Raw genomic sequence first — 24,405 nt, forward strand, 5'->3', positions numbered from 1 at the left:
GCATCCATCCTGCCAGAAGAACGACTCGCTCGATTTCGCGAAGGATGTCCGGAGTCGGTGGCATCCATGGAGCCATGAGGCATCCCTGGATTAGAATATCGGTCGCCCTCGCGCTGAGCGCGTGCGGGGGCGGCCTGCCGATGGAGGACGCGGACAGCTCCGACAAGGACCTGTCGCGCGAGGCGTCGCCTGCGGCCGGCGCGAGCGGCGAGGTCGCGGCGCTCGGCCCGAAGCCGGCGCTCGGCGTCGGCGTCTCGCCCGACCGGGGCGAGCTCGCCGCGAGCCTCCCGTTCCCGCCGCTTCCGGCGCGGGCCTCGTTCGGCCCCGAGATCGCGCTGGCCTATTCGCCCGTGCCGGCCGACATGGCCCAGGGCTTCGGCGTCGGCTTCAGCCTCGGCGTGCCGTCCATCCAGATGACGACCGACTGGGGTGTTCCCTACCGCGGGATGGTCAACACCACGAGCCGCGACATCACCGCGAAGCTGTCGCTCGGATCCGAGCGGCTCCTCTGGCTGCGGACCGACACCGTGAGCGGCAAGCCGAGGATCGAGTACCGCCTCGACGCTTCGGAGTCCGCGGTGCGCCTGTTCCGTTATCCGCAAGGCGGCACGGTCTCGCTCCGCGGCGCCGACGGCGCGCTGGAGAGCGTGCCCTTCACCGGCTTCGAGGTGGTCTATCCCGATGGACGGCGCGAGATCTACAGCGAGGAAGCCGCCGTGGCCGAGGGCGTCATGCTCGGTTCCGGCTTCTTCGCCACGCGCTGGCCGCTCGTGCACGCCATCGGGCCCACCGGCGAGGCCGTCTCGTACGAATACGTCAAGGAGGGCGACCGCTCCTACCTCAGCGCCGTCCGCTTCGCCGGCGGCAGGTCGGTCTACGCGCTCGAGTCGGTGCCGCGCAGCCACGGTCGCACCAGCCACCTCATGGGCTTTCCGCAGGGGCCGGGGCGGCTCTACACCAAGCTCACGGCCACCTTCGACGGCGAGCTGATGCACTCCTATTGCTTCGTCTACGCCGAGCACGGCGACGGCGGGCCGCACCTCTCCACCCACCCCGATTGCCAGTCGCTCGCCGACGAGGACTTCGCGGACGACCTCTCCCGCCTCGCCTCCTCGCTCGGCAGCGAGGACAAGCTGCTCGGCGTCTACCGCTTCGGCTCCAGCGCGCCGGCGCCGCACTTCACCCGCGACACCCCCGCCGAGCCGCTCGTGCGCTTCCAGTACACCTCCTGGGGTGAAACGGAGATCGCCGGTCACGAGCTCGTCTACAGCCTCGATGTCCCCGACGTCTTCGGCTTCGGCCCCGGCGGCGGCTCGGAGCTCTTCGACATCAACGCCGACGGCCTCGTCGACATCCTGCGTTACTCCTCCCTCAGCGGCACCAGCTCCCCGTCGTTCAACTCAGGCGATCTCGCCGACGCCAACCCCTTCTTCGCCGGCGCCGCGCTCACCGTCGAGCGCACCTCCGGCGGCGTCACCCGCCGCGACGTGCCCCGCTTCGACGACGCCTCCACCACCAGCGTCTTCCTCTCCGGCGACTTCGACGGCGACGGCCGCTCCGACCTGGCCCAGGTCGTGCGCACCAGCACGCGCACCGAGCTCGTCCACTACCCAGGTCGCGCCGACCGCGCTCGCCCCTTCGCCTCCGCCACGGGCGCCACCGCCGTCCCCCTCGAGCTGTCCCGCTTCGCGCGCGGCCGCACCCAGGCCATCGACCTCAACGCCGACGGCAAGGCCGACCTGCTCACCTCGGTCCCCGGCGTCACCGACAGCACCTGGACCGCCCTCATCAACGTCACCCTGCCCGGCGACAGCGCCCTCTCCTTCGTCCCGCTCACCACCGGCCTCAAGTTCCCCTTCCAGCAGGGCGCTGGCACCGAGCTCGACAACCCCGCCTACCGCTTCCTCGACGCCAACGGCGATGGCCTGACCGACTTCGCCGTCCTCCGCGTAAGCGGCACCGGCGACAAGGGCATCTGCCTCTACGAGAACCAGGGCAAGCTCACCGCCTATCCGGCCGGCACCCAGTCCCAGGCCAAGCTCTCGACCGGCGCGCTGCTCTTCGGCTCCCCCACCGCCGCCGACACCACGTGCGCCCAGGGCCGCTTCATCCCCGTTCCCGGCCTGCCCGCGAGCGCCAACCTCAACGCCATGTGGCTCATCGATGCCAACGGCGATGGCGACGTCGACCTCGTCAACGTCGCCGGCCCGAGCCAGCTCGGCCTCTGGCTCGGACGAGGCGAAGACGGCTTCGAGAGCGAGCGCAGGCTCCCGCTCGACGAGGGCGTCTCCGTCGATCCCACCAACAAGTGGAACACCCGCGTGCTCGACATCGACGCTGACGGTGTGGAAGAGATCTTCGTCTACGAGCCCAGCGCCAGCGGCGGCCGCATCAAGGTCATCGACTTCAACCGCGACGGCATCAACAACCGCATCGGGCCCGACCTGCTCACAGCAGCCGAGGAGGGCCCGGGCCTGCGCCACGCCTTCCAGTACGCCACCAGCACCGACGAGATGATCCGCGACGCACGCCGCTTCGGCCGCGACGACGCCCGGGTCAAGGGCCTTCCTTACCCGGTCACCGTCGTCAAACGCCACCTCACCGCCGTCGGCGGCGACCCGCCGCACGTGCGCGAGCTCCAGTACCACACGCCCTTCTTCAACGAGCGCGAGCGCTACTTTGCCGGCTTCGGACAGTCCGAGGAGCTCGAGCTCGGCGACGACGCCACGGCCAGCGTGGTCCGCCGGCGCAAATACCAGGTCTCGTCTTCGGCGGCGACCGCCCAGACCCGGCGCTTCTTCGCCGGAAAGCTCCTGTCCGAGGAGGTCTTCCACCCGCAGCTGACCAGCGCGCAAGCCGCGAGCGCGGCCGCGTGGCCCACCGGTCTTCACGACGTCTCCCGGACGGCAGAGACCTGGAACGAGGAGCCCTATGCGGTCAACACACTGCTCGAGGTGCACAGGGAGACGTGGAGCCTCGTTCCCCCCGCGCCTGGCCCCAAGACGCCCGCTTTCCTCCGCTTGACGGGCTCGGCCGACACGCGCTGCGGCGCGACCGGCTGCCCGCCCGCCTGCGTCGACGCGCCGTGCGCGGAAGCCGAGAACGTCACCAGGACCTTCACCCACGACAGCACCTACAACCGCCTGGTCCAGCAAGGCGAATCGTTCTCTGCGGTATCGGGCCCGGCCGGCACCGGCCTCCCGGAGCGGCATTATGTCCGCACCTATGAGTACGACTCGGGCTGGCAGGCGCGCGGCGTGCTCACCGCGCTCAGCAAGACGACCCTTTCGACGGCGTCCGTGGCCAGCGCCCTGCAGAGCACATCGTACGAGTATGGCCCGGACCTGCCGCTGCCGGTCCGCAAGACCGAGCTGCTCCGGGCCGACCAGGCCGCGCTGGCCAGCCTGCCCGCCGCGGTGCGCGCGCCGGTGGAGGCGGATCGCTCGCGCGTCGAGACATCCACCTACGACGTCTTCGGCAACGTGGTCGAGACCGCGGACGCGCTCGGGACGCTGGCCATCAACGACTACGACCCGAGCGGCGTCCTCCTGGTCAAGACGCGCAACGCCCTCGGCCATGAGACGCAGTACTGCTACGGCACCGCCGGTTGCGCGCTGCTCACCGAGCCCGCCCCGACGGCCGAGGCCGACCTCCCGGCGCGCAGCCTCGCGCCCACACACGTCCGGACGCCGCAGGGCGAGCTGACGCTCACCGAGTACGACGCGCGGCACCGGCCCGTGCGCGTCGCGCGCGAGAGCGGCGCCGAGGACACCTACGTGTACCGCGACGCCGGCGCAGAGGCCCCCGCGCTCGTGCTCAGCAGCGAGCGGCGCGCCTCGGCCGAGTCAGGCGGCGCCCTCGTCGAGCGCCTCGCCGCCTTCCGCGCCGACGGGCTCGCCATCGGCCAGGCGGTGGCGCACGAGGCCGGCGGCGCGCGCGTCGTCGCGTTCGCGCGCCACGGCCGCCGCGGCGAGGTCCTCTTCGAGGCGCTCCCCTACGAGGCCACGCTCGGCGTCGGCGCGGCCTTCGGCGCCGGCCTCTTCCCCGCCCCGGAAGGCGCCGCCCCCGCCGGCGCGACGATCGCGTACGACGCGCTCGGGCGCGCCGTTGGCCGCGCCGACTCGGCGGGCCTCGTGACCCGCATCTCCCACGAAGCCTGGGGTCAGCGCGTCGACGAGCTCCGCAGCTCGGCTCCGGGGACGACCCCGCAGACGCGCCGCATCGTCGCGCGCGCCGGCGAGGTCTACGCCGTCGTCGACGAGACGGACCAGGTGCATCGTTACGAGCGCGGCGAGCTCGGGCGCCTGCGCGCCATCACCCTCGCGGGGTCCGAGGCGCGCCGCGCGGCGCACGACTCGGACGGCGAGATCGTCATGACGTCGCTCCCCGGCGGCCTCACGCGCCTCTGGGTCCGCGACGCGCGCGGGCGCGTGACCGAGCAGCACACCTGGGACCGCGGCTTCACCAGCCAGGAGGTCCTCAAGGCAACCTACGACGCGATCGACCGGGCGACGGAGGTGGTCGCCTCGTCGTCCTCGGCGTCATCCCCCGAGAAGGTGTGGGACGAGATCGAGCTCACGTACGACGGTCCGAGCGACGAAGGGCCGCGACCCGATCTCCTCGGCCGTCTGGTCGAGGCGACGGTCGTCGATCACGTGAGCGGGCACCACGTGCGCGAGGTCTTCGCGTACGACGGCGATGGCCGGATGACCGCCCGGGGGCTGTCGTTCGAGGGCGAGGACGTCAGGGGCCCCTACAGAGAAGAGTGGACCTACGACCTCGACGGGACGGTCGCCTCCTACCGCGATCCCTTCGGCAACCACCTCACGTACACGCGGACCCCGTGGGGCGCTGCTTCGTCGGTCGCGTGGGCGGCCCCCGGCCGCGAGGCCGTCCCGCTCCTCACGGGCTTCGCCTACGACGCCCGTGGCCGGCTCACGGGGTACAACGTCCCGCTCACCCGCCTGCAGCGGACGCTCGGTCACGACCCGAGCTCGGGGCGGCTCACCCACCTCGGCGCGTGCGCGGGTGATGGCCCCGATCCTTGTGCTCTCGGCGCCTTGCAGGACCTGAGCTACGAGCGCCGCGCCGATGGGCGCGTGGTCGCGTCGCGCGAGGGCGCGGCCGGGGTGACGTCGTACACGTACAGCGCCCGCGGCGAGCTGCTCGGGGCCGACGTGGACGGGGTGGCGCATGTGTACGGGTACACGCCCGCCGGCCAGGTCGAGCGGCTCGGCGAGGGCGCCGCGGCGCTCCCGTTCGACGCCGGCGCCGCGCCCGGCAAGCTGCCGCTCCCGCAGGGCAGCCATGGCACGCTGGACGAGTTCGGACGGCTCGTCGCCTTCGGCTCGTTCCGCGACGCCGAGTACGACCCGCGGGGCCGCCTCCGGCGCGTCCAGGTGGACGGCAAGACGATCGTGTACGGCTACGACGCCGGCGGCGAGCGCATCTCGAAGCGGTCGCTTCGCAGCGAAGCGGACGGCGAGGTCGCGGTGGAGCTCGTCGTCTACCCGACCCGGACGACGCGCGACGACGGCGTGGAGCGCCAGAGCCTGGTCCGCCTCGGCGACCGGCGCGTCGCGCTCCTCGTCGACGAGGCGCGCGTGCTGTCGCTCGTCGACGACCAGCTCGGCGCGGTCAGGCGCGTGGTCGACGAGCGCGGCGAGGTCGTCCTCTCGGCCGATCCCACGCCGTTCGGCGCGCTTCCGCCGGGCGTCGAGGGCGCTTCCTCGGGGCTGCGCAGCGCCGAGCTCGTCTCCGGGTTCACCGGCCAGCTGCGCGACCCGGACACGGGGCTCATCCACATGGGGGCGCGCGACTACCTCCCTGCCCTCGCGAGCTTCACGACGCCCGACCCGTATGCGCTGGCGACGCCGGAGCTCTGCGTGACGAGCCTGCTCGAGTGCCATCCTTATACGTACGTGGCCCACGACCCGGTCAACTTCGTCGACGAGGCTGGCCTCATGATGAGCTCGGCAGCCCACGTGGCGCGAGCGGCCGCTCGATCGGGCTCGATCCGGACATCGATGCATCAGGCGAGCCACATGGCCGGGCGCCAGATGTCGTCGACGCCGGGGCACCAGCAGACGAGAGGGATGAGCAGTCACGAGTGGCGATCCGAGGCGCGCAAGCAGCTCAACGATCTGCTGGAACCGCACATGAAACAGGGGAACTATGGCAACGCCATCGTGACCGTGAACAAGCTCCTCGACAGCTCTGTCGCCCGTGCGTTCGGCATCGGCGATGAGCCGGCGGTGACGCTCATCCGTGAAATCAGCAGCAATCCTGCCTTCGTGGAGCGAATGAGGAGCGCGACGACCCTGGAGGAGCACATCGAGGCGCAAAGGAAGGAGGTGGAGGTGTTCTCGCCAGACCGCCACAAGTTCGATACCGCCTCCCAGCTCATCGCGGACGTCCCTATACCGGTCCGCGGCCTGCTGTCCTACGTGCTGTCGCAGCGCAACAACGGCACGACGTCCAACTGAGCCGGTGAATCCGCTCGTCCAGTGAGCGCGCCGCGCGGCACAGGGCCTGGGAGCCTGGAGGCTCCCAGGCCTGGCAGGCTCGCTGCCGCCCCTCCCGCTCTGGAGCGTGGCGGCAGCGCCGCGCGGCACAATACATTTCCCCACATATCCCACCTGTAGCAACGCGGCTGCGCACGATTCTGCGAAGGACGGTCGGGGCCCGCGGCATCCAGGGATGCGAGCGCGTGCCGGTCCAGGGCGCGCCGAGGTTGCAAGGCGCCGCGACCCGGAGCGCTCTCCTGAGTGAACTCCGTCCCAGAAGCCAGAGGAGCCTTCCCAGGCAGCGGTCGCGACTCCCCTGGAGCACCGCGTCCGCGCGGGCCGCCATCGCCCTGCCCGATTCGACGTTTCCGAAGAGCCGAGCTCCAACCGAGGACGAGCTCAGGGGACGAAGTACAGCAAGAGGAGCGAGATGAGACGAAGATGGTTGTGGCCGGGCCTTGCCCTCACGCTGAGCGCGTGCGGGGGCGGCCTGCCGATGGATGATATCGACAGCTCCGGGAGGGACGTCTCGCGCGCGGCATCGCCGGCGCCCGGGTCGAGCGGCGATGTCGCGGCGCTCGGCCCGCGGCCGGCGCTCGACGTCGGCGTCTCGCCCGACCGGGGCGAGCTCGCCGCGAGCCTCCCGTTCCCGCCGCTTCCGGCGCGGGCCTCGTTCGGCCCCGAGATCGCGCTGGCCTATTCGCCCGTGCCGGCCGACATGGCCCAGGGCTTCGGCGTCGGTTTCAGCCTCAGCGTGCCGTCCATCCAGATGACGACCGACTGGGGGGTTCCCTTCCGCGGCATGGTCAACACCACGAGCCGCGACATCACCGCGAAGCTGTCGCTCGGATCCGAGCGGCTCCTATGGCTGCGGACCGATACCGTGAGCGGCAAGCCGAGGGTCGAGTACCGCCTCGATGCGTCAGAGTCGGCCGTGCGCCTGTTCCGTTATCCGCAAGGCGGCACGGTCTCGCTCCGCGGCGCCGACGGCGCGCTGGAGAGCGTGCCCTTCACCGGCTTCGAGGTGGTCTATCCCGATGGACGGCGCGAGATCTACAGCGAGGAGGCCGCCGTGGCCGAGGGCGTCATGCTCGGTTCCGGCTTCTTCGCAACCCGCTGGCCGCTCGTGCACGCCATCGGGCCCACCGGCGAGGCCGTCTCGTACGAATACGTCAAGGAGGGCGACCGCTCCTACCTCAGCGCCGTCCGCTTCGCCGGCGGCAGGTCGGTCTACGCGCTCGAGTCGGTGCCGCGCAGCCACGGCCGGACCAGCCACATCATGGGCTTCCCGCAGGGGCCGGGGCGGCTCTACACCAAGCTGACAGCCACCTTCGATGGCGAGCTGATGCACTCCTACTGCTTCGTCTACGCCGAGCACGGCGACGGCGGGCCGCACCTCTCCACCCACCCCGATTGCCAGTCGCTCGCCGACGAGGACTTCGCGGACGACCTCTCCCGCCTCGCCTCCTCGCTCGGCAGCGAGGACAAGCTGCTCGGCGTCTACCGCTTCGGCTCCAGCGCGCCGGCGCCGCACTTCACCCGCGACACCCCCGCCGAGCCGCTCGTGCGCTTCCAGTACACCTCCTGGGGTGAAACGGAGATCGCCGGTCACGAGCTCGTCTACAGCCTCGATGTCCCCGACGTCTTCGGCTTCGGCCCCGGCGGCGGCTCGGAGCTCTTCGACATCAACGCCGACGGCCTCGTCGACATCCTGCGTTACTCCTCCCTCAGCGGCACCAGCTCCCCGTCGTTCAACTCAGGCGATCTCGCCGACGCCAACCCCTTCTTCGCCGGCGCCGCGCTCACCGTCGAGCGCACCTCCGGCGGCGTCACCCGCCGCGACGTGCCCCGCTTCGACGACGCCTCCACCACCAGCGTCTTCCTCTCCGGCGACTTCGACGGCGACGGCCGCTCCGACCTGGCCCAGGTCGTGCGCACCAGCACCCGCACCGAGCTCGTCCACTACCCGGGTCGCGCCGACCGCGCTCGCCCCTTCGCCTCCGCCGCGAGCACCACCGCCGTCCCCCTCGATGTCTCCCGCTTCGCCCGCGGCCGCACCCAGGCCATCGACCTCAACGCCGACGGCAAGGCCGACCTGCTCACCTCGGTCCCCGGCGTCACCGACAGCACCTGGACCGCGCTCATCAACGTCACCCTGCCCGGCGACAGCGCCCTCTCCTTCGTCCCGCTCACCACCGGCCTCAAGTTCCCCTTCCAGCAGGGCGCCGGCACCGAGCTCGACAACCCCGCCTATCGCTTCCTCGACGCCAACGGCGATGGCCTGACCGACTTCGCCGTCCTCCGCGTCACCGGCGCCGGCGACAAGGGCATCTGCCTCTACGAGAACCAGGGCAGGCTCACCGCCTATCCGGCCGGCACCCAGTCCCAGGCCAAGCTCTCGACCGGCGCGCTGCTCTTCGGCTCCCCGAGCGCCGCCGACCCCACGTGCGCCCAGGGCCGCTTCATCCCCGTCCCCGGTCTCCCCGCGAGCGCCAACCTCAACGCCATGTGGCTCATCGACGCCAACGGCGATGGCGACGTCGACCTCGTCAACGTCGCCGGCCCGAGCCAGCTCGGCCTCTGGCTCGGACGGGGCGAAGACGGCTTCGAGAGCGAGCGCAGTATCCCGCTCGACGAGGGCGTCTCCGTCGACCCCACCAACAAGTGGAACACCCGCGTGCTCGACATCGACGCTGACGGCGTCGAAGAGATCTTCGTCTACGAGCCCAGCGCCAGCGGCGGCCGCATCAAGGTCATCGACTTCAACCGCGACGGCATCAACAACCGCATCGGGCCCGACCTGCTCACAGCGGCCGAGGAGGGCCCGGGCCTGCGCCACGCCCTCCAGTACGCCACCAGCACCGACGAGATGATCCGCGACGCCCGCCGCTTCGGCCGCGACGACGCCCGGGTCAAGGGCTTTCCCTACCCGGTCACCGTCGTCAAACGCCACCTCACCGCCGTCGGCGGCGACGCGCCGCGCGTGCGCGAGCTCCAGTACCACACGCCCTTCTTCAACGAGCGCGAGCGCGATTTCGCCGGCTTCGGACAGTCCGAGGAGCTCGACCTCGGCGATGACGCAGAGGCCCACGTGGTCCGCCGGCGCAAATACCAGGTCTCCTCCCCGGCCGTGACCGCGCAGACCCGCCGCTTCTTCGCCGGAAAGCTCCTCTCCGAGGAGGTCTTCCACCCGGCGCTGACCGACGCCCAGTCCGCGCGCCTCGCCGCGAGCGCGGCCGCCTGGCCGGCCGACATCCACGGCGTCTCCCAGACGGCGGACACCTGGAGCGAGGAGCCCTATGCGGTCAACACACTTCTCCAGGTGCACAGGGAGACGTGGGAGCTCTCTCCCTCCGCGCCCGGCCCCAGGACGCCCGCCTTCCTCCGCCAGACGGAGTCCGCCGACTCGCGCTGCGGCGCGGCCGGCTGCCCGCCCGCGTGCGTCGACGCGCCGTGCGCGGATGCCGAGAACGTCACCCGGACCTTCACCTACGACACCACCTACAACCGCCTCACCCGCGAAACCGAGGCCGCGTCCGCGGTCGCCGGCCCCAGCGCGGCGGCCGGGCTGCCGGCGCGCAGCTACGTCCGCACCTACACGTACGACCCCGACTGGCAGGCGCGCGGCGTGTCCACCGCCGTTCGAGAAGAGTCGCTCTTCGCGGCGTCGTCAGGCCGCCTGCTCGCCAGGACCTCGACCACGTACGGCCCCGACCACCCGCTCCCCGTGAGCCAGACCGAACCCCTCCTGGTCGACGCCGACGCGCTCGCCGACCTGCCCGCCGCCGCGCGCGCGCCGGTGGAGGCGCCGCGCTCGCGCACCCAGACGTACACCTACGACGTCTTCGGCAACGTGATCGAGACCGCGGACGCGCTCGGGGTCCTGGCCGTCAACGACTACGACGCGACCGGCGTCCTCGTGGTCAGCACGCGCAACGCCCTCGGTCATGAGACGCAGTACTGCTACGGCGCCGCGGGCTGCGATCTGACCGAGACCGCTCCGCCGTCCGTCGCCGAGCTCCCGGCGCGCAGCCTCTCGCCCACGCACGTCCACACGCCGCAGGGCGAGGTGGAGCTCACCGAATTCGACGCGCGGCACCGGCCGGTGCGTGTGGCGCGCTCGAGCGGGTCGGAGCTCGCCTACGTGTACCGCGACGCCGGCGCAGAGGCCCCCGCGCTCGTCCACGTCGCCGAGCGCCGCGCGCCGGGCGAGGCGGGCAGCGCCCTCGTCGAGCGCCTCGTCGCCTTCCGCGCCGACGGCCTCCTCGTCGGCGAGGCCGTCGCGCACGAGGCGGGCGGCGCGCGGGTCGCCTCGTTCACGCGTTACGGGCGCCGCGGCGGCGTGCTCTTCGACGCGCTCCCGTACGGGAGCGCCGCGGGCGTCCGCGCCGCCTTCGACGCGGGCGCCTTCCCCGCGCCGGAAGGCGCCGCCCCCGCCGGCACGGCCGCCGCCTACGACGGGCTCGGGCGCGTCGTGACCCGCACCGACCCGACGGGCCTCGTCGCGTCGACCACCTACGAGCCGTGGGGCGAGCGCGTCGAGGAGCGCCTCGGCGCGGGGCCGGGGGCGACGACCGAGGCGCGCCTCACCGTGGCGCGCGGCGAGGAGGTCCACGCCCTCGTCGACGAGCTCGGCCAGGTGCACCACTTCGACCGCGACGACCGCGGCCGGCTGCGCGCCGTCTCGCTCGCGGGCGCCGGCGCGCCGCGCCGCGTGGCCTACGACTCGGCCGGCGACATCGTCATGACGTCGCTCCCCGGCGGCCTCACGCGCCTCTGGGTCCGCGACGCCCGCGGCCGCATCGCCGAGCAGCACACCTGGGACCGCGCCTTCACCCGTCAGGAGAGCATCACGGTGACCTACGACGCGCTCGACCGCGCGACCGACATCGCCACGTCGTCGTCGTCGCGCCCGGACGGCTGGGACACGCTCTCGCTCGCCTACGACGACCTCGACGGCGAGGCGCGCCCCGAGCTCGTCGGGCGCCTCGTCGAGACGACGGTCGTCGACCTCGTCGCGGGGCACAACGTCCGCACGGCGCTCCGGTACGGCCGCGACGGCCGGCTCACGGGCCGGACGACGACCTTCGAGGCCGACGACACCCGCCGCGAGTACGACGAGCAGCTGACCTACGGCCTCGACGGCACGATCGCCTCGTACCGCGATCCGTTCGGCAACCAGCTCGACTTCGAGCGCACCCCGTCGGGCGCCCCCGCGGCGATCGCCTGGTCCGCCGCCGGCCGCGGGCCCGTCCCGCTGCTCGCGGACATCACCTACGACCCCCGCGGAGAGCTCGAGGGCTACCGCGTCCCGCGCACCCGCCTGCGCCGCGCGCTCGGCCACGACGCGCGCTCCGGCCAGCTCACCGCCCTGCGCGCCTGCACCGGCGACGCGCCGGAGCCGTGCGCGCGCGGCGACGTGCAGGACGTGACCTACGAGCGCCGCGCCGACGGCCGGGTCATCGTCGCGCGGGACGCCGCGCTCCCCGTGGCCGGCGCCGAGGGCGCCGGGGCCGTGGGCGAGACCTCCTACACGTACAGCGCGCGCGGCGAGCTGCTCGGGGCCGTTGCCGCGGGCGCCGAGCACACCTACACCTACACACCAGCCGGTCACGTCGCGGCGTTCGGCGAGGGGGCCGAGGCGCGCGTGTTCGACGCCGGGGCAGACCCCGGCGGGCTGCCACTCCCGCAGGGCAGCGGCGGCGAGCTGGACGAGTTCGGGCGGCTCGTCGCCTTCGGGTCGCTCCGCGGGGCCGAGTACGACCCCTGGGGCCGCCTCCGGCGCGTCGAGGTCGACGGCGGCGAGATCTTCTACGGTTACGACGCGTTCGGCGAGCGCATCGCGAAGCGCGTGGTCGGCCGCGAGGGCGAGCGCGAGCTCGTCGTGTACCCGACGCAGACGACGCGCGACGACGGCGTCGAGCGCCAGAGCCTGATCCGCCTCGGCGATCGGCGCGTCGCGCTGCTCGTCGACGGCGAGCGGGTGCTGTCGCTCGTCGACGACCAGCTCGGCGCGGTGCGGCGCGTGGTCGACGAGCGCGGCGACGTCGTGCTCTCGGCCGATCCCACGCCGTTCGGCTCGTTGCCGCGGGGCATCGAGGGCGCTCCCTCGGGGCTCCGCAGCGCCGAGCTCGTCCTCGGCTTCACCGGCCAGCTGCGCGACCCCGACACCGGGCTCGTCCACATGGGGGCGCGCGAGTACGTCCCTGCGCTGGCGAGCTTCGCCACGCCCGATCCGTACGTGCTCCTCGCGCCGGAGCTCTGCGCGAGCAGCCTGCTCGAGTGCAACGCCTACGCGTACGTCGCGCACGACCCGGTGAACTTCATCGACGAGACGGGCTTCACGAGGAGCCCGGCCGAGCGCATCCGATCGCCGCGGAGCATGGGCGCCCGCATGGCCAGGGCCGCCAAGTCGGTCAAGGAGAAGGGAGGCCCTTTCCTGAAGCAGTGGCTCCACAACTTCCTCGCGAACGCGCGCGGCGGCGCGCCCTCGAACGGGATGCCCCGCACGTCCGCGGCGGTGGAAGACCGCGATAGCGCCGTCAAGGAGCTCGCGAGCACCGCGAGATCCGAGCTCAAGCAGCTGAAGAGGGGCCCGTTCGCGCCGAGGAAGACCAGCGTGCAGAGGATCAACGCCCTCGCCGCCAGGACCCTCGAAGGGCGGCGGGCGATCGAGGCGACCTACCGAGAAAAGATGACGCCCGAGGCGCGTGAGCGGCTCGAGAAGCAGAACCTCGAGAAGTTCGGCGACCCGCTCGGCGCCACCGTCGATCACCTGCGGGGGCAAGGGTGGAGCTGGGACAAGATCCTCAAGGCCTCCGTGAAGACGGACACCGGGAAGCTGGGCTTCATGGTCGAGCAGCCCTAGCCAGCGTTCGCCCTGCCTCCGTGAACCGAGCGGCGCGCGGCGAGGCGACCTGTCCCACCTTGGTGTCCTCGCCCCGCGCTACTCCACCGTCGCGTAGGCCTGCGTCCACGCCCGCTTCCCGTCCGGCTGCGTGACGCGGGCCCGCACGTACCGCTCCCCCCCGCGGAGCCGGTACGTCGCCCGCCCCGTCAGCAGCCGCTGCCGGTCCAGCACGCGCCCCCCGGCCCCGACGAACTCGACCACGGCCCCCGTGGCCGCCGGCCAGACCGAGAACGAGTCCTCCGCCACGGCGATCCTGCGCAGCCTCGCCCCCGACGACGCGTAGAGCCGCCGCCGCGCGAGCGCATTGCAGATCGCGGCGCTCGACACCTCGCGGGAGAACACCTCGATGAACGCGCGCCCCGGCCCCGCCGGCGGGGCGCTCGACTCCGGCACGAGCTGGTGCAGGTCGTCCACCGCCACCGCGGCGATGCCGGCCCCTGCCGGGCCCCGCGCCGTCAGCACCACGTCCCAGATCGCCTCGTGTGACGGCCGCGTCGCGTCCCCCTCGGTGTGCACGTACGGATGGCCGCTGTAAATTTCCAGGAGCTCCGCGGGTGGCGCCGCCATGATATCGCCGGCCGAGAGCGCCCAGTCGAAGTTCGGGTGGTTGATCAGCGCCACGCCCCCCTCCGCGCGCACGCGCCCGATCGCCCAGCGCAGCGCCTCCACCTTTGTCGGGAAATGCCCGCCGCCGATCGTCCGCTGCGTGCACAGCGCATTCACGTGCACCGGCCGACCCTCCGCCGTCATCGTCACCTCTTCCCCGGGGATGACGACGAAATTCGGTGAGGGCTGGGACGCCGGGGACATCGTGGGATCCACCCGCTGGTTGTGGTCTGTCAGGGCCACAAAGGCATACCCGTTCTCGCGGTACCACCGCACGACGTCATCCGGCGCGCTGTCCCCGTCGCTGAGCGACGTGTGCGTGTGGAGGTTGCCTCGCTGGAAGACCTCGACGTCGAGCGGCTCTGCGAACCGCAGCGGGCTCCGCGCCCCTTCCGCCCCGGAAGCGGCCGTGGGGCCCTCCTTCCAGCAGGCGAAGGCCGCCGCTGCGCCGATGAGCAGGAGAGCGATCCAGCGTGCGCGATTCTTCATCTCCGCCAGCAGCCTCTCCTCATCCTCCGATCCCCGGCCAGCAGCAGAGTATACCGGCGCCATCGGCCGCGACCAATTCGGTGCACCTCGGCCGCTCGCCTCCACTGCATTCGCTGCCTTCCGTGACTTTCCGCCTTCTCACCTCCCCTCCCCTTTCGCCTCCCCTCCCCTTTTCGCCCCCCTCCCCTTTTCGCCCCCCTCCCCCTTTCGCCCCCCTCCCTCTCCTCACGCCGGCCGCTGCATAATCCGCCGGTGCCCCGCCCTCTCCTCGCGCTCGTCATGATCGTCAAGGACGAGGCCCGCTCCATCCGCGAGACCCTCGCCTCCGCGAGGCCTTATGTCGACCGCTACACCCTGCTCGACACCGGCTCCACCGACGGCACGCAGGCCCTCGCGCGCGCCGCCATGGACGGCCTCCCGGGCGATCTCGTCGAGGAGCCCTTCGTCGATTTCGGCACGACCCGCAGCCGCGCGCTCGACCTCGCGGGCGACGCCGCCGTGTTCACCCTCATGCTGAGCGGCGACGAGCGCCTCGTGGGCGGCGGCGCGCTCCGCCGCTTCTGCGAGGCGCACCGCGACGCCTCGGGCCCGGGCCACGGCGCCTACTACGTCCGCGTCCGCTTCGGCGACGCCGTGTACGACTCCGCGCGGCTCGCCCGCGCCTCGGCCGGGTGGCGCTACGTCGGCGCGACCCACGAGGTGCTCGCCAGGGACGGCGAGCCGCCGCCCTCCGTCCGCGTGCCCGAGGCGCACATCGTCCACGACCTGTCGCGCCGCGACCCCGCGGCCCAGACCCGGCGGTGGGAGCGCGACCTCGACCTGCTCTCCGCCGAGCTCACCCGCTCCCCCGGCAGCGGCCGCGCCGCCTTCTACCTCGCGCAGACGCTGGAGTGCCTCGGCCGGCACGAGGAGGCGTTCCAGGCTTACGAGCGCCGCGCCGCGCTCGGCGGCTGGCGCGAGGAGGTCTACGAGTCGCTGTTCCGCATGGCGCGCACCGCCGCCGCGCTCGGGCGCCCCTGGCCCGAGGTCCAGCAGCGTTACCTCGACGCCCACGCCCACAGCCCGCACCGCGCCGAGCCGCTCTTCGCCGTCGCCTTACGCTGGTACGAGCAGCGGTGCTGGCCGCTCACCTACCTCTTCGCCTCGCGCGGCGCCGCCATCCCCTTCCCCGCCCAGGCCACGCTCTTCGTCGACGCCGAGGTCTACGAGCACAAGCTCCTCGACCTCGTCGCCACGAGCGCCTTCTACGTCGGCGAGCTCGCCGCCGGCGAGGCCGCGCTCACGAAGGCCCTCGCGCGCCGGCCCGGCGACGCGCGCCTGCTCAAGAACCTCGCCTTCTACGCCGCCGCGAAGAAGCGCTGACGCGCGCCCGCCGCGTCATGACGCGCGCCCGCCGCCAAGGAGCGAAGGCGCGCGCCCTCGTCGGCGCCCCCTCAGCGGCCGTCGTCGTCCTTCCCGAGCCAGCCCTTGCGGCGGTAGTACGAGAGGAGCCCGACGACGCTCGCCAGCATCAGGAGCCACACCATCGGATACCCGTAGTACCAGTCGAGCTCCGGCATGTTGTACGGCGAGCTCTCGTGGTGGAAGTTCATCCCGTAAATCCCCGCGATGGCGGTGATCGGCAGGAAGATCGTCGAGATGATGGTGAGCACCTTCATGATCTCGTTCATCCGGTTCGACATCCCGGAGAGGTGGAGGTCCATGAGGCCCGAGCTGAGCTCGCGGTAGGTCTCGATCATGTCCATCAGCTGCACCGCGTGGTCGTAGGTGTCGCGCAGGTAGAGCCGCGTGTCCTTCGAGATCATCGGGTTGTCGTCGCGGAGGAGCGCGTTCACGAGGTCGCGCTGCGGCCAGACCGCGCGCCGCAGCGTGAGCAGGTCGCGCTTGAGGTCGTGGATCGGCTTCGACATCGGGCGCTTCGCCTCGAGGACCTCGAGCTCCAGGTCCTCGATGTGGTCGCCCATGCGCTCGAGCACCGGGAAGAAGCCGTCGACCACCGCGTCGAGCAGCGCGTAGGCGAGGTAGTCGGCGCCCCGCGTCCGCACCGTGCCCCGGCCGGCGCGGATGCGCTCCCGCACGACCCCCATCACGTCCCACTCGGCCTCTTCCTGGACGGTCAGGACGAAGGTCTTACCGAACAGGATCGCGAGCTGCTCGGTGCGCAGCGCGCAGTGCTCGTTGACCTGCGCCATCCGCGAGATGACGAGGACGTGCTCGCCCCCGTAGACGTCCGCCTTCGGCCGCTGGGGCACGTTGACCATGTCCTCCAGCGCGAGCGGGTGGATCTTGAAGATCTCGCCCAGCCGCTCGAACGTCGGCTTGTGGCCGAGCCCCCGGACGTCGACCCAGGTGATCGAGGGCCGGTCGTCGATGAGGTAGGGGATGCACTCCTCCACGCTCTCGATCTCCTTCTCGGCCACCACGTCGGCGTCGTAGTCGATGACGAAGATCTTCGGCCGGTTCGTGTTCTCGATGACGAGGGTTCCGGGGGGAGACGCCGGCGGCGGCTCGTGCACGAGCCGGTCGCGCTTCGGCCGCTGCGCCCCGGCCAGCTCGGCCCGCTCGCGGGCCCAGGAGGTGCGCAGCTCCGACTCGCTGTGCCGCGACTCGGGGGGATGGCTGGTCGTCGTCATGGGGACGGATGGTAGTCGAGGATCCCGCGGCATCGAGGGCACGCTGTGGCTCGCTCCGCAGCGCCGCCTGGCGTATGCTGACCTGGCCGCGGGGGGAACCGGCGCTTTCCTGGCCACCTCTTCACCCCTGTCCTGCTGGGCTGGGACCCGCCGCGCGGCGCGCCGGCCCGCGCCCGGCGTCGCCGCGCGCCCTGCCTTTCCGGATGCCCATGGGAACGACCCTCGACATCGCGATCGGCCTCGTCAGCGTCTTCTTCCTCCTGAGCGTCCTCTGCTCGGCCATCTACGAGGCGCTCGCGGGCGTCTTCCGGCTGCGCGCGCTCAACCTGGCGCAGAGCATCGAGATCATGCTCGCGGATCGCGCGCTCGACCCGCACGTCCTCCGGTCGCTGGCCGAGCGCGAGGGCGCAGAGCGCGCGGCGGCCGCCCGCGAGCCCTTCCTGACGCGCCTGGTCCGCGGCTTCGCCGAGCTCGTGCGCGTCCGGCTGATGCCGGGACCTCCCGCGTCCCCGCTCGCGAAGGCCCTCCGCCAGCACCCGCTGATCAAGGACCTCAAGTACGGCTGGGTGGGCCCGTCCTACATCCCGTCGCACGCGTTCGTGGCCGCGCTCCTCGACGTCCTGCGGCACGTCGACTGGTCCGGCGGCGCGCCGCCGTCGGCCGCCGCGCCGCCGTCGGCCGCCGCGCCGCTGCCGGCCGCCGCCGCGCCGCTGCCGCAGCCGGTCGCCGCGCTCGCGCCCGCGGCCGGGGCTACTGCGCCTGCGCCCTCGCCGGACGTTGCCGCCGCGCCCTCGCCGGACGTTGCCGCCGCGCCCTCGCCCGACGCTGCCGCCACCGCCGCGCCCTCGCCCGACGCCACCTCGCCCGCCCCCTCGCCGGGAGTCGCCGCCGCGCCCTCGCCCGACGCCACCGCCGCGCCCTCGCCCGACGGGGGAGTACAGGCGCCCGGCAGCGATCAGACGCCGCTCCAGGAGCTCCGGCGCCTCATTGCGAGCATGCCGCCGGAGAGCGATCTCCGGCGCGCCCTCGCCACGATCGTCGACGGCACGGTCAGGAACATCCGCGAGGCCAACGTCCGGCTCGAGCGGTGGTTCAACGACGCCATGGACCGAGCCTCCGGTCGGTACAAGCGCCGGGCGCAGCTCATCATCAGCGCGACGGCGCTCGTCCTCTGCGTCGGGTTCAACGCCGACAGCCTGAAGCTCGCGAGCGCCCTCTCGCGCGACGCCGCGGTGCGCGCGGCCATGCTCGCGGCGGCGCAGGAGATGGCGAAGTCGGCGCCCCGCGTCGCGCCCCATGAGCTCGGCATGGACAAGGACGAGGACGTGAGCGCCGCGATGGCCCAGGGCAGCGGCGTGCACAAGCAGCTCACGGGGCTCGACCTCAAGATCACCTGGGGCGTGAGCCCTCCCGGCGAGACGACCTTCACGGGGCTCTGGGGCGCGCTGTCCCGGGTCTTCGGCCGCGGCTCCGTCGCCTGGGTCCGGGGCGTGCTCGACCGGATCTTCAGCCCCGGCATCCTCATCACCACCGCCGCGGCCTCGCTCGGCGCGCCGTTCTGGTTCGACCTGCTCAACAAGCTCGTGAACCTCAGGACCGTCGGCAAGAGCCCCGAGCCCTACGAGCCCCCGAAGGGCGCCGGCCCCGACGAGAGCGTGAACCGCTGACCGGCGCGCCGGCCGCGCCGCGCGCGCAGACAGCGCGCCCACGTGTCGCTCAGCAAGCCCTGGTCGGGCCGCGCTACGACACCAGGCCGGCGTGCATCACAATCTGCGGCAATCCTGGAGCCAGTGGCTCGAACGTCCTCCGCGTCGTCCGGCACCTGGGGCAAGCGAGCTGCGGCACCGGCGTGCACCCGTCGAACATCCCATCCTGAAAACATGTCAATGCGGTCGGGCCGCCCAGTGACCTGGCGATAAGCGGCGCGCGACGCCCATCAGCTTCATCGCCTGCTGGGCTGCATCCTTCAACCGTCAGGAGAGCACTTCAGCGGCGGTCTTCGCCCCAAGGACGTTATCGATCCACCGGTCGAGGGTCGCGATGTCCTTGCATGCCTGGATGCGCGCGCTCTCGTCCTCGGTGAGCGAGATCCCCGCACGAGCGAGCAGCCGCAGCAGCGTGTCGCTCTTGCCCTTGAGTTCGCCCTCGCGGATGCCGTCGAGCTTGCCGCGATCGACGAGCTTTTGCACGAAGGAGGGGAACGTCGCCTCACCTTCTATCTGTCGTTCCATGACCAACGCCTCCAGAGCCCGCCGCATGGGCTCGCGCAGCCCGTTCCAGATGACCTGAAAGTATACTTCCGCGTGCTCCTGGTCGAGCCGCTCGAGACCGACGAGCGCCGCCTGGACCACGGCGAGCCCGTTTGGCCCGTTGCCGTGCGCCACCGCCGAGAGCACGGCGAGCTCCATCTCCTGCTCCGCCTCGGCAGGGTCGGAGATCTCGGGCACGACGGCCGGACCGAGCACCAGCGGCTTGACGTGGCCGAAGCCGAGGCCGACGTCGATGTTCTCCGCCGCCCAGGCGGCCACGTCGGCGCCCGGTGCGACCACGAGGACGACGGTGCCACAGCGCTTCTTCGCGCGCACGACCGTGACGTAAACCGGCCAGGAGAACTTCTTGTCCGGGTCCTCGTCGCGCTGAACCTCGATGACAATCGCCAGCACGAGCGTGCCGTTCGCGTCGCGGAGCTCGAGCACCAGGTCGGCGCGGAACTCCACCGGGATGAGCTGGTCGAGCGAGGACTCGACCACCGCGACCGAGGCATGCCGCGGCACATCGACGTGGAAGAGGGTCACGAGGAAGCGGGGCGCGAGCTCCGGGGTCTCGCGGAACATCTCGACGAGGGCGTTGTGCTCGAGCGTCGGCATGACGCTGGGCCGATGGCACGCGCCATACCGGCGCGAAACGACGGGAGAACGCGACGAAAGCTCCCCGTCAGGGGTGGCGGCGCCATGGCGGAGCGTGCGGCCGCTCCCCCGCGGTACGTCGGCCCGACGCTTCCCCGCGCCCGCTCACCCTTCCCCGCGCCCGCTCACCCTTCCCCGCGCCCTCATGGCGCCGCGCGCTCGAGCCACTCCCGCGCGTCCTTCTCCAGCAGCGGATCCCCGAGCCGCACCGACAGCTCGAGCACGTCCTCGAACTCGCGCCGCGCCAGCGCGTCGTGGCGCGCGTTCTTCAGCAGCATCGCCGCCGCCCAGCGGCCCTGCAGCACGTCATGCAGGTAGCCCTGCTCCTCCGCCTGCGCGATCAGCTCCTTCAGCCGCTCGCGCGCGTCCCCCACCCCCTCCACCCCGTCCAGGTACGCGATGTACATCCGGTTCGACGCCGCCACCCGGTCGTACCCCGCCTCGTCCGCCTGCTCGAGCGACGCCGAGAACAGCGACCGCGCCCGCTCGTAATCCCCCAGCCGGAACGATGCGTACGCGAGGTTGTGCAGGTTCACCACCCCGTCGAAGCGCAGCCCGAGCGCGCGGTCGAGCTCCAGCGCCCGCTCACACGCGCGCACCGCGGCCTCGAAATCCCCCGTGTAGAGCTCGATCATCACGAACAGCTTCGCCCGCACCGCCTCCGCCACCCGGTCGCCCGGATCCGAGCAGGCCTCCGACCGGGACAGCGCCTCGATCGCCCCGGCCCGATCCCCCGACGTCGCCCGCGCCAGCGCGACCGACAGGAGCACCCTCGGGTCGTCGATCGGTCCGAGCGCGTCGAGGTCGAGCGCCGCGCGCCGCGCGCGCGAGAACTGCCCCTGCAGGCAGGAGACCTCGAGGTCGACCATCAGCGCCTCGCGCAGGAGCTCGCGGTGCGCGAGCGCCATCTCGAACACCCCGTCGAGCAGGTCGTACGACATCCGGAACAGGTTCGTCGCGCCGAGCGCGCGGGCGAGCTCGATCCGGGAGCGCAGCCGGAGCTCGGCCGAAGACACCGCGTCGAGCCGCGACAGGATGCGGTCCGCGGCCGCCGGCAGCGACGGCGCGCGGCGCGAGTGGCTCGCCGCCTTCGACAGGATCTCCACCCACCGCCCGAGCTCCTCGGGCTCGCGCCGCGACACGTCGCAGAGCTCGAACGCCCGCGTCATCGCCGCGATCGCGGCGTCGTACTGCCCGATGCGCGCGCGGATGACCGCCGCGCGCGCGAGGTGCCCCGCGGCGCCGTCGCTGTTCCCCAGCGTCAGCGCCTCGTCCGCGGCGCGCGCGAGGTGCTGATCGACGAGCGCGAGCACCACCGGATCCCCCCCGCCCACGCGCTCCAGCCACTCGGCCGCCAGCCAGTGGCCGAGCGCCCGGTCCGCGTCGGTCAGCATCTCGTAGGCCGCGTCGCGCACGAGCGCGTGCCGGAACGTGAACTCCGTCTCCCCGCGGAACATCGCCTCCGACCGCGGCACGATGAGCTCGCGCTTCTCCAGCGTGAGCAGCCACGACTCCAGCTGCGGCACCTGCCCGCCCCCGCCGAGCAGCGCCTCCAGGCCCCCGCGCCAGAACACCTCGCCGAGCACCGCCGCCGCCCGGAGCGCCCGCCGCGCGTCGGGCTCGAGCGCCGCGATCCGCGCCTGCATCATCGCGAGCACCGTCTCCGGCACCTCGCCCGCCCGCCGCTCCGCGGCCGCGCGCACGAGCTCCTCGAGGAAGAAGGCGTTGCCGGACGACCGGTCGACGATCGCGGCCACCTCCGCCTCCGGCAGCGCGTCGCCGAGCACGTCGCGCACGATCCGCTCGCACGCGCGGCGCGACAGCTCCCCGAGCCGCATCTCCGTCGCCCCGCGCTCCTCCCACAGGTCCGGGAACGCCTCGCGCACCCCGGGGCGCGCCAGCGCCAGCACCATCAGCGGCTGGTGCCGGAGCTGCCGGAGCGCCGCGTCGATGTACTCCACCGTGCTCCGGTCGCCCCAGTGCAGGTCCTCCAGCACGATCAGCACCGGCTGCGCGTCGCACTCGGCCCGCAGGAGGTCGAGCCACGCCCGCCGCGTCTGCTCGTCCATCAGCGCGCGGTCCTGCCGGGCGGCGCGCAGCGCCGGGCTGTCCGGGAACGGCGTCCCCACCAGCTCGCCGAGGAACTCCGTCACGCGCTCCTGCGCCCCGGCGGCGACGCGCAGCGCGACGCGCGCCGCGAGCTTCCGCCGCCGCTCCTCGAGCGGCTCGCCGTCGAGCAGCCCCGCCGCGCGCCGGACGATCTGCGCGAGCAGCCCGAGCGGCGCCCCCGCGCGCATCGGATCGCCATGCGCGCGCCACACCGACGCCGGCTCGCTCCGCGCCTCGACCCGCCGGATCAGCTCGTGGCCGAGGCGCGACTTGCCCACGCCGGCCCCCGCGGTGACCAGCACCACGCGCGCGACCCCCTCCATGGCGCACTCGTCGAGCAGGTCCTCGAGCGCGCGGAGCTCGCGCTCCCGCCCCACGCAGGACGTCGGCTTCCCGAGCAGCCGCCGCACGGACGTCGGCTCGGGCGGCTCGCACGCTCCGAGCAGCGTCGGCCCCTGGTCGCCCGCGGCGATGTCGAAGCGGTCGCCGAGCAGCGCCGCCGTCATCTGGTCGATGAGCACCGGCCGGCCCGAGACCGGGTCCTCCGGCGTGTGGCGGACGCGCATCTCGAGCAGCGCGCCGGCGCGGTCGATGACCTGCCCCACCGCCTGCGTCCCGGCGATGACGTCCCAGCCGGTCGCGAGCGCGACCCACGCCCCCGGGAGGAGCGCGTGGATCGAGAGCGCGCACCGCGCGGCGTTCGCGGCCAGGTCGGTCGGCGAGCCCGCGCCGGCGACGACGGCGGCGACCGAGCCGTCGGCGAGCACCTCCAGGACCGCGCCGTGGGACTGCGCCGCCTGGCGCACCTCGTGGAACGGCGTGGCCGGCGGCGGCGCGGGCCGGTGCCGCACCTGCGGCGCCGGCGGCGGCCCGTTCGCGGGCGACGCCTCCTTGCCGCCGGCGGCGACGGCCCCGTGGGGTCCCGAGACCACCGTGTCCGTGGCCCGCGGCGGGGCGGCCATCGGCTGCGGGCGGGCCGAGGGCGGCCCCCGCTTGCCCGCGCTCATCTCGGCCGCGAGCACGACGCTGACGAGCCGCCGCTCGCTCTTCGTCAGCGCCGGCGTCGGCTGCCCGTTGCCGGACGACATGCTGCCCTCGACGACGCTGAGCATCCGGAGCTCCGCGGCGACCTCGGCGGCGTCGGCCGGCCGCTCCGCGGGGTTCTTCGCGAGCAGCCGCGCCACGAGCAGGTCGAGCGGCGGCGGGGTGTGCGGGCAGAAGGCGCTCGGGCGCGGCGCCGACTCGAAGAGGACCTTGGCGAGGACGGACAGCGGGTGCTGGGCGACGAAGGGCGCGCGCCCGGTGAGGCACTCGAAGAGCAGGCACCCGATCGAGTAGAGGTCCGCGCGCGCGTCGACGTCGAGGTCGCCGCGGACCCGCTCCGGGGCCATGTAAGCCGGCGTGCCGATGGCCGAGCCGGTGAGGGTGAGCTCGTACGTCGCGTCGGCCTGGCGCGCGATCCCGAAGTCGATGAGCTTGGCGCGCTCGATGTCGCCCTCCGGCAGGAACACGTTGGTCGGCTTGAGGTCGCGGTGCACGATGCCGCGCGCGTGGACGGCGGCGAGCGCCTCGGCGACGCGGCCGACGAGCATCAGGCTCGGCTCGATGCCGAGCGGCCCGCGCGAGAGCCTGGCGCCGAGGTCCTCGCCCTCGAGCCACTCCATGGCGAGGTAGTAGAGCCCGTCCGCGGTGACGCCGTGGTCGATGTAGCGGGCGACGGCGGGGTGCTCGAGCTCGGCGAGCAGGCGCGCCTCCCGCTGGAAGCGCACGACGTGCTCTCTGCCCTGGTTGAAGATCACCTTGAGCGCGACCACCTGGCCGCTCTGCCGGTCCACGGCCCGCCACACCGCGCCCATCCCGCCGGAGCCCGCGAGGCGTTCCAGCTGGAAGCGGTTGGCGATGACGTGACCGGAATGCATGGCGCAAGTATCGGCGTGCAGGCGTTCGCGGTCCAGGCGACGAGCGCCGGAGGGGACAGCGATTCCGTGGGTTTACCACCCACGTGCGGCACGAGGATACCGATCTGGGGGCGCCGTCACGAGCCTCGTGGTCTCTGCTGACGGTCGGGCGGCCGAGAGCGCCGGCCGGTCGGCCCCGGATGCTCCCGCGCGCGGGCCGGAGCCCACCGGAGCGCCTCGTCCTCCGGCGGACATTTCTGCTGACGCCGCGTCGGTCCGCCTCGCGCCGTGCGCCGCCGGCGCCTCCGTGGCGCCGATCGGGGCGCGTGTCCTGCGCTGTCGGGCCTC

Annotated in this window: 8 protein-coding genes; 4 read left to right on the forward strand and 4 right to left on the reverse strand. The window is 72.9% G+C overall.

Annotated features, from left to right (window positions below; all coding sequences use genetic code 11):
- Window positions 1-140 precede the first annotated feature (140 nt).
- Window positions 141-6,485, forward strand: a complete 6,345-nt coding sequence (locus WMF43_RS38700; RefSeq protein WP_437672674.1) for an RHS repeat-associated core domain-containing protein — start codon at window positions 141-143, stop codon at window positions 6,483-6,485.
- 451 nt (window positions 6,486-6,936) lie between these two features.
- Complete coding sequence (locus WMF43_RS38705) at window positions 6,937-13,374, forward strand: RHS repeat-associated core domain-containing protein (RefSeq protein WP_437672676.1); 6,438 nt, start codon at window positions 6,937-6,939, stop codon at window positions 13,372-13,374.
- Window positions 13,375-13,452: 78 nt separating this feature from the next.
- Here the strand turns inward: WMF43_RS38705 and WMF43_RS38710 are convergent, their stop codons facing one another.
- Complete coding sequence (locus WMF43_RS38710; protein WP_437672678.1) at window positions 13,453-14,511, reverse strand: PHP domain-containing protein; 1,059 nt, start codon at window positions 14,509-14,511, stop codon at window positions 13,453-13,455.
- A 252-nt stretch (window positions 14,512-14,763) separates the two neighbouring features.
- On the opposite strand from WMF43_RS38710, the gene WMF43_RS38715 reads away from it, so the two are divergent.
- The gene (locus WMF43_RS38715) at window positions 14,764-15,873 is read left to right on the forward strand and encodes a tetratricopeptide repeat-containing glycosyltransferase (protein ID WP_437672680.1); all 1,110 of its coding nucleotides are present in this window, start codon (window positions 14,764-14,766) and stop codon (window positions 15,871-15,873) included.
- Window positions 15,874-15,944: 71 nt separating this feature from the next.
- On the opposite strand, the gene corA is transcribed toward WMF43_RS38715, so the two are convergent.
- Window positions 15,945-17,144 (reverse strand): magnesium/cobalt transporter CorA, encoded by a 1,200-nt coding sequence (gene corA, locus WMF43_RS38720; protein WP_437672682.1) that lies wholly within the window; start codon window positions 17,142-17,144, stop codon window positions 15,945-15,947.
- A gap of 209 nt (window positions 17,145-17,353) precedes the next feature.
- Here corA and WMF43_RS38725 point away from each other — a divergent pair, with 209 nt between their 5' ends.
- Window positions 17,354-18,811, forward strand: coding sequence for a hypothetical protein (locus WMF43_RS38725; RefSeq protein ID WP_437672683.1), 1,458 nt, complete (start codon window positions 17,354-17,356; stop codon window positions 18,809-18,811).
- A gap of 306 nt (window positions 18,812-19,117) precedes the next feature.
- On the opposite strand, the gene WMF43_RS38730 is transcribed toward WMF43_RS38725, so the two are convergent.
- Together WMF43_RS38730 and WMF43_RS38735 are read right to left on the reverse strand one after the other, a co-directional pair.
- Complete coding sequence (locus WMF43_RS38730; protein WP_437672685.1) at window positions 19,118-20,011, reverse strand: hypothetical protein; 894 nt, start codon at window positions 20,009-20,011, stop codon at window positions 19,118-19,120.
- Window positions 20,012-20,193: 182 nt separating this feature from the next.
- Window positions 20,194-24,078 carry a protein kinase domain-containing protein gene (locus WMF43_RS38735; RefSeq protein WP_437672686.1) on the reverse strand — a complete coding sequence of 1,295 codons (3,885 nt, stop codon included), beginning with the start codon at window positions 24,076-24,078 and terminating at the stop codon, window positions 20,194-20,196.
- Window positions 24,079-24,405 lie beyond the last annotated feature (327 nt).

The sequence above is a fragment of the Sorangium sp. So ce131 genome, from assembly GCF_051519095.1.
GTDB lineage: Bacteria > Myxococcota_A > Polyangia > Polyangiales > Polyangiaceae > Sorangium.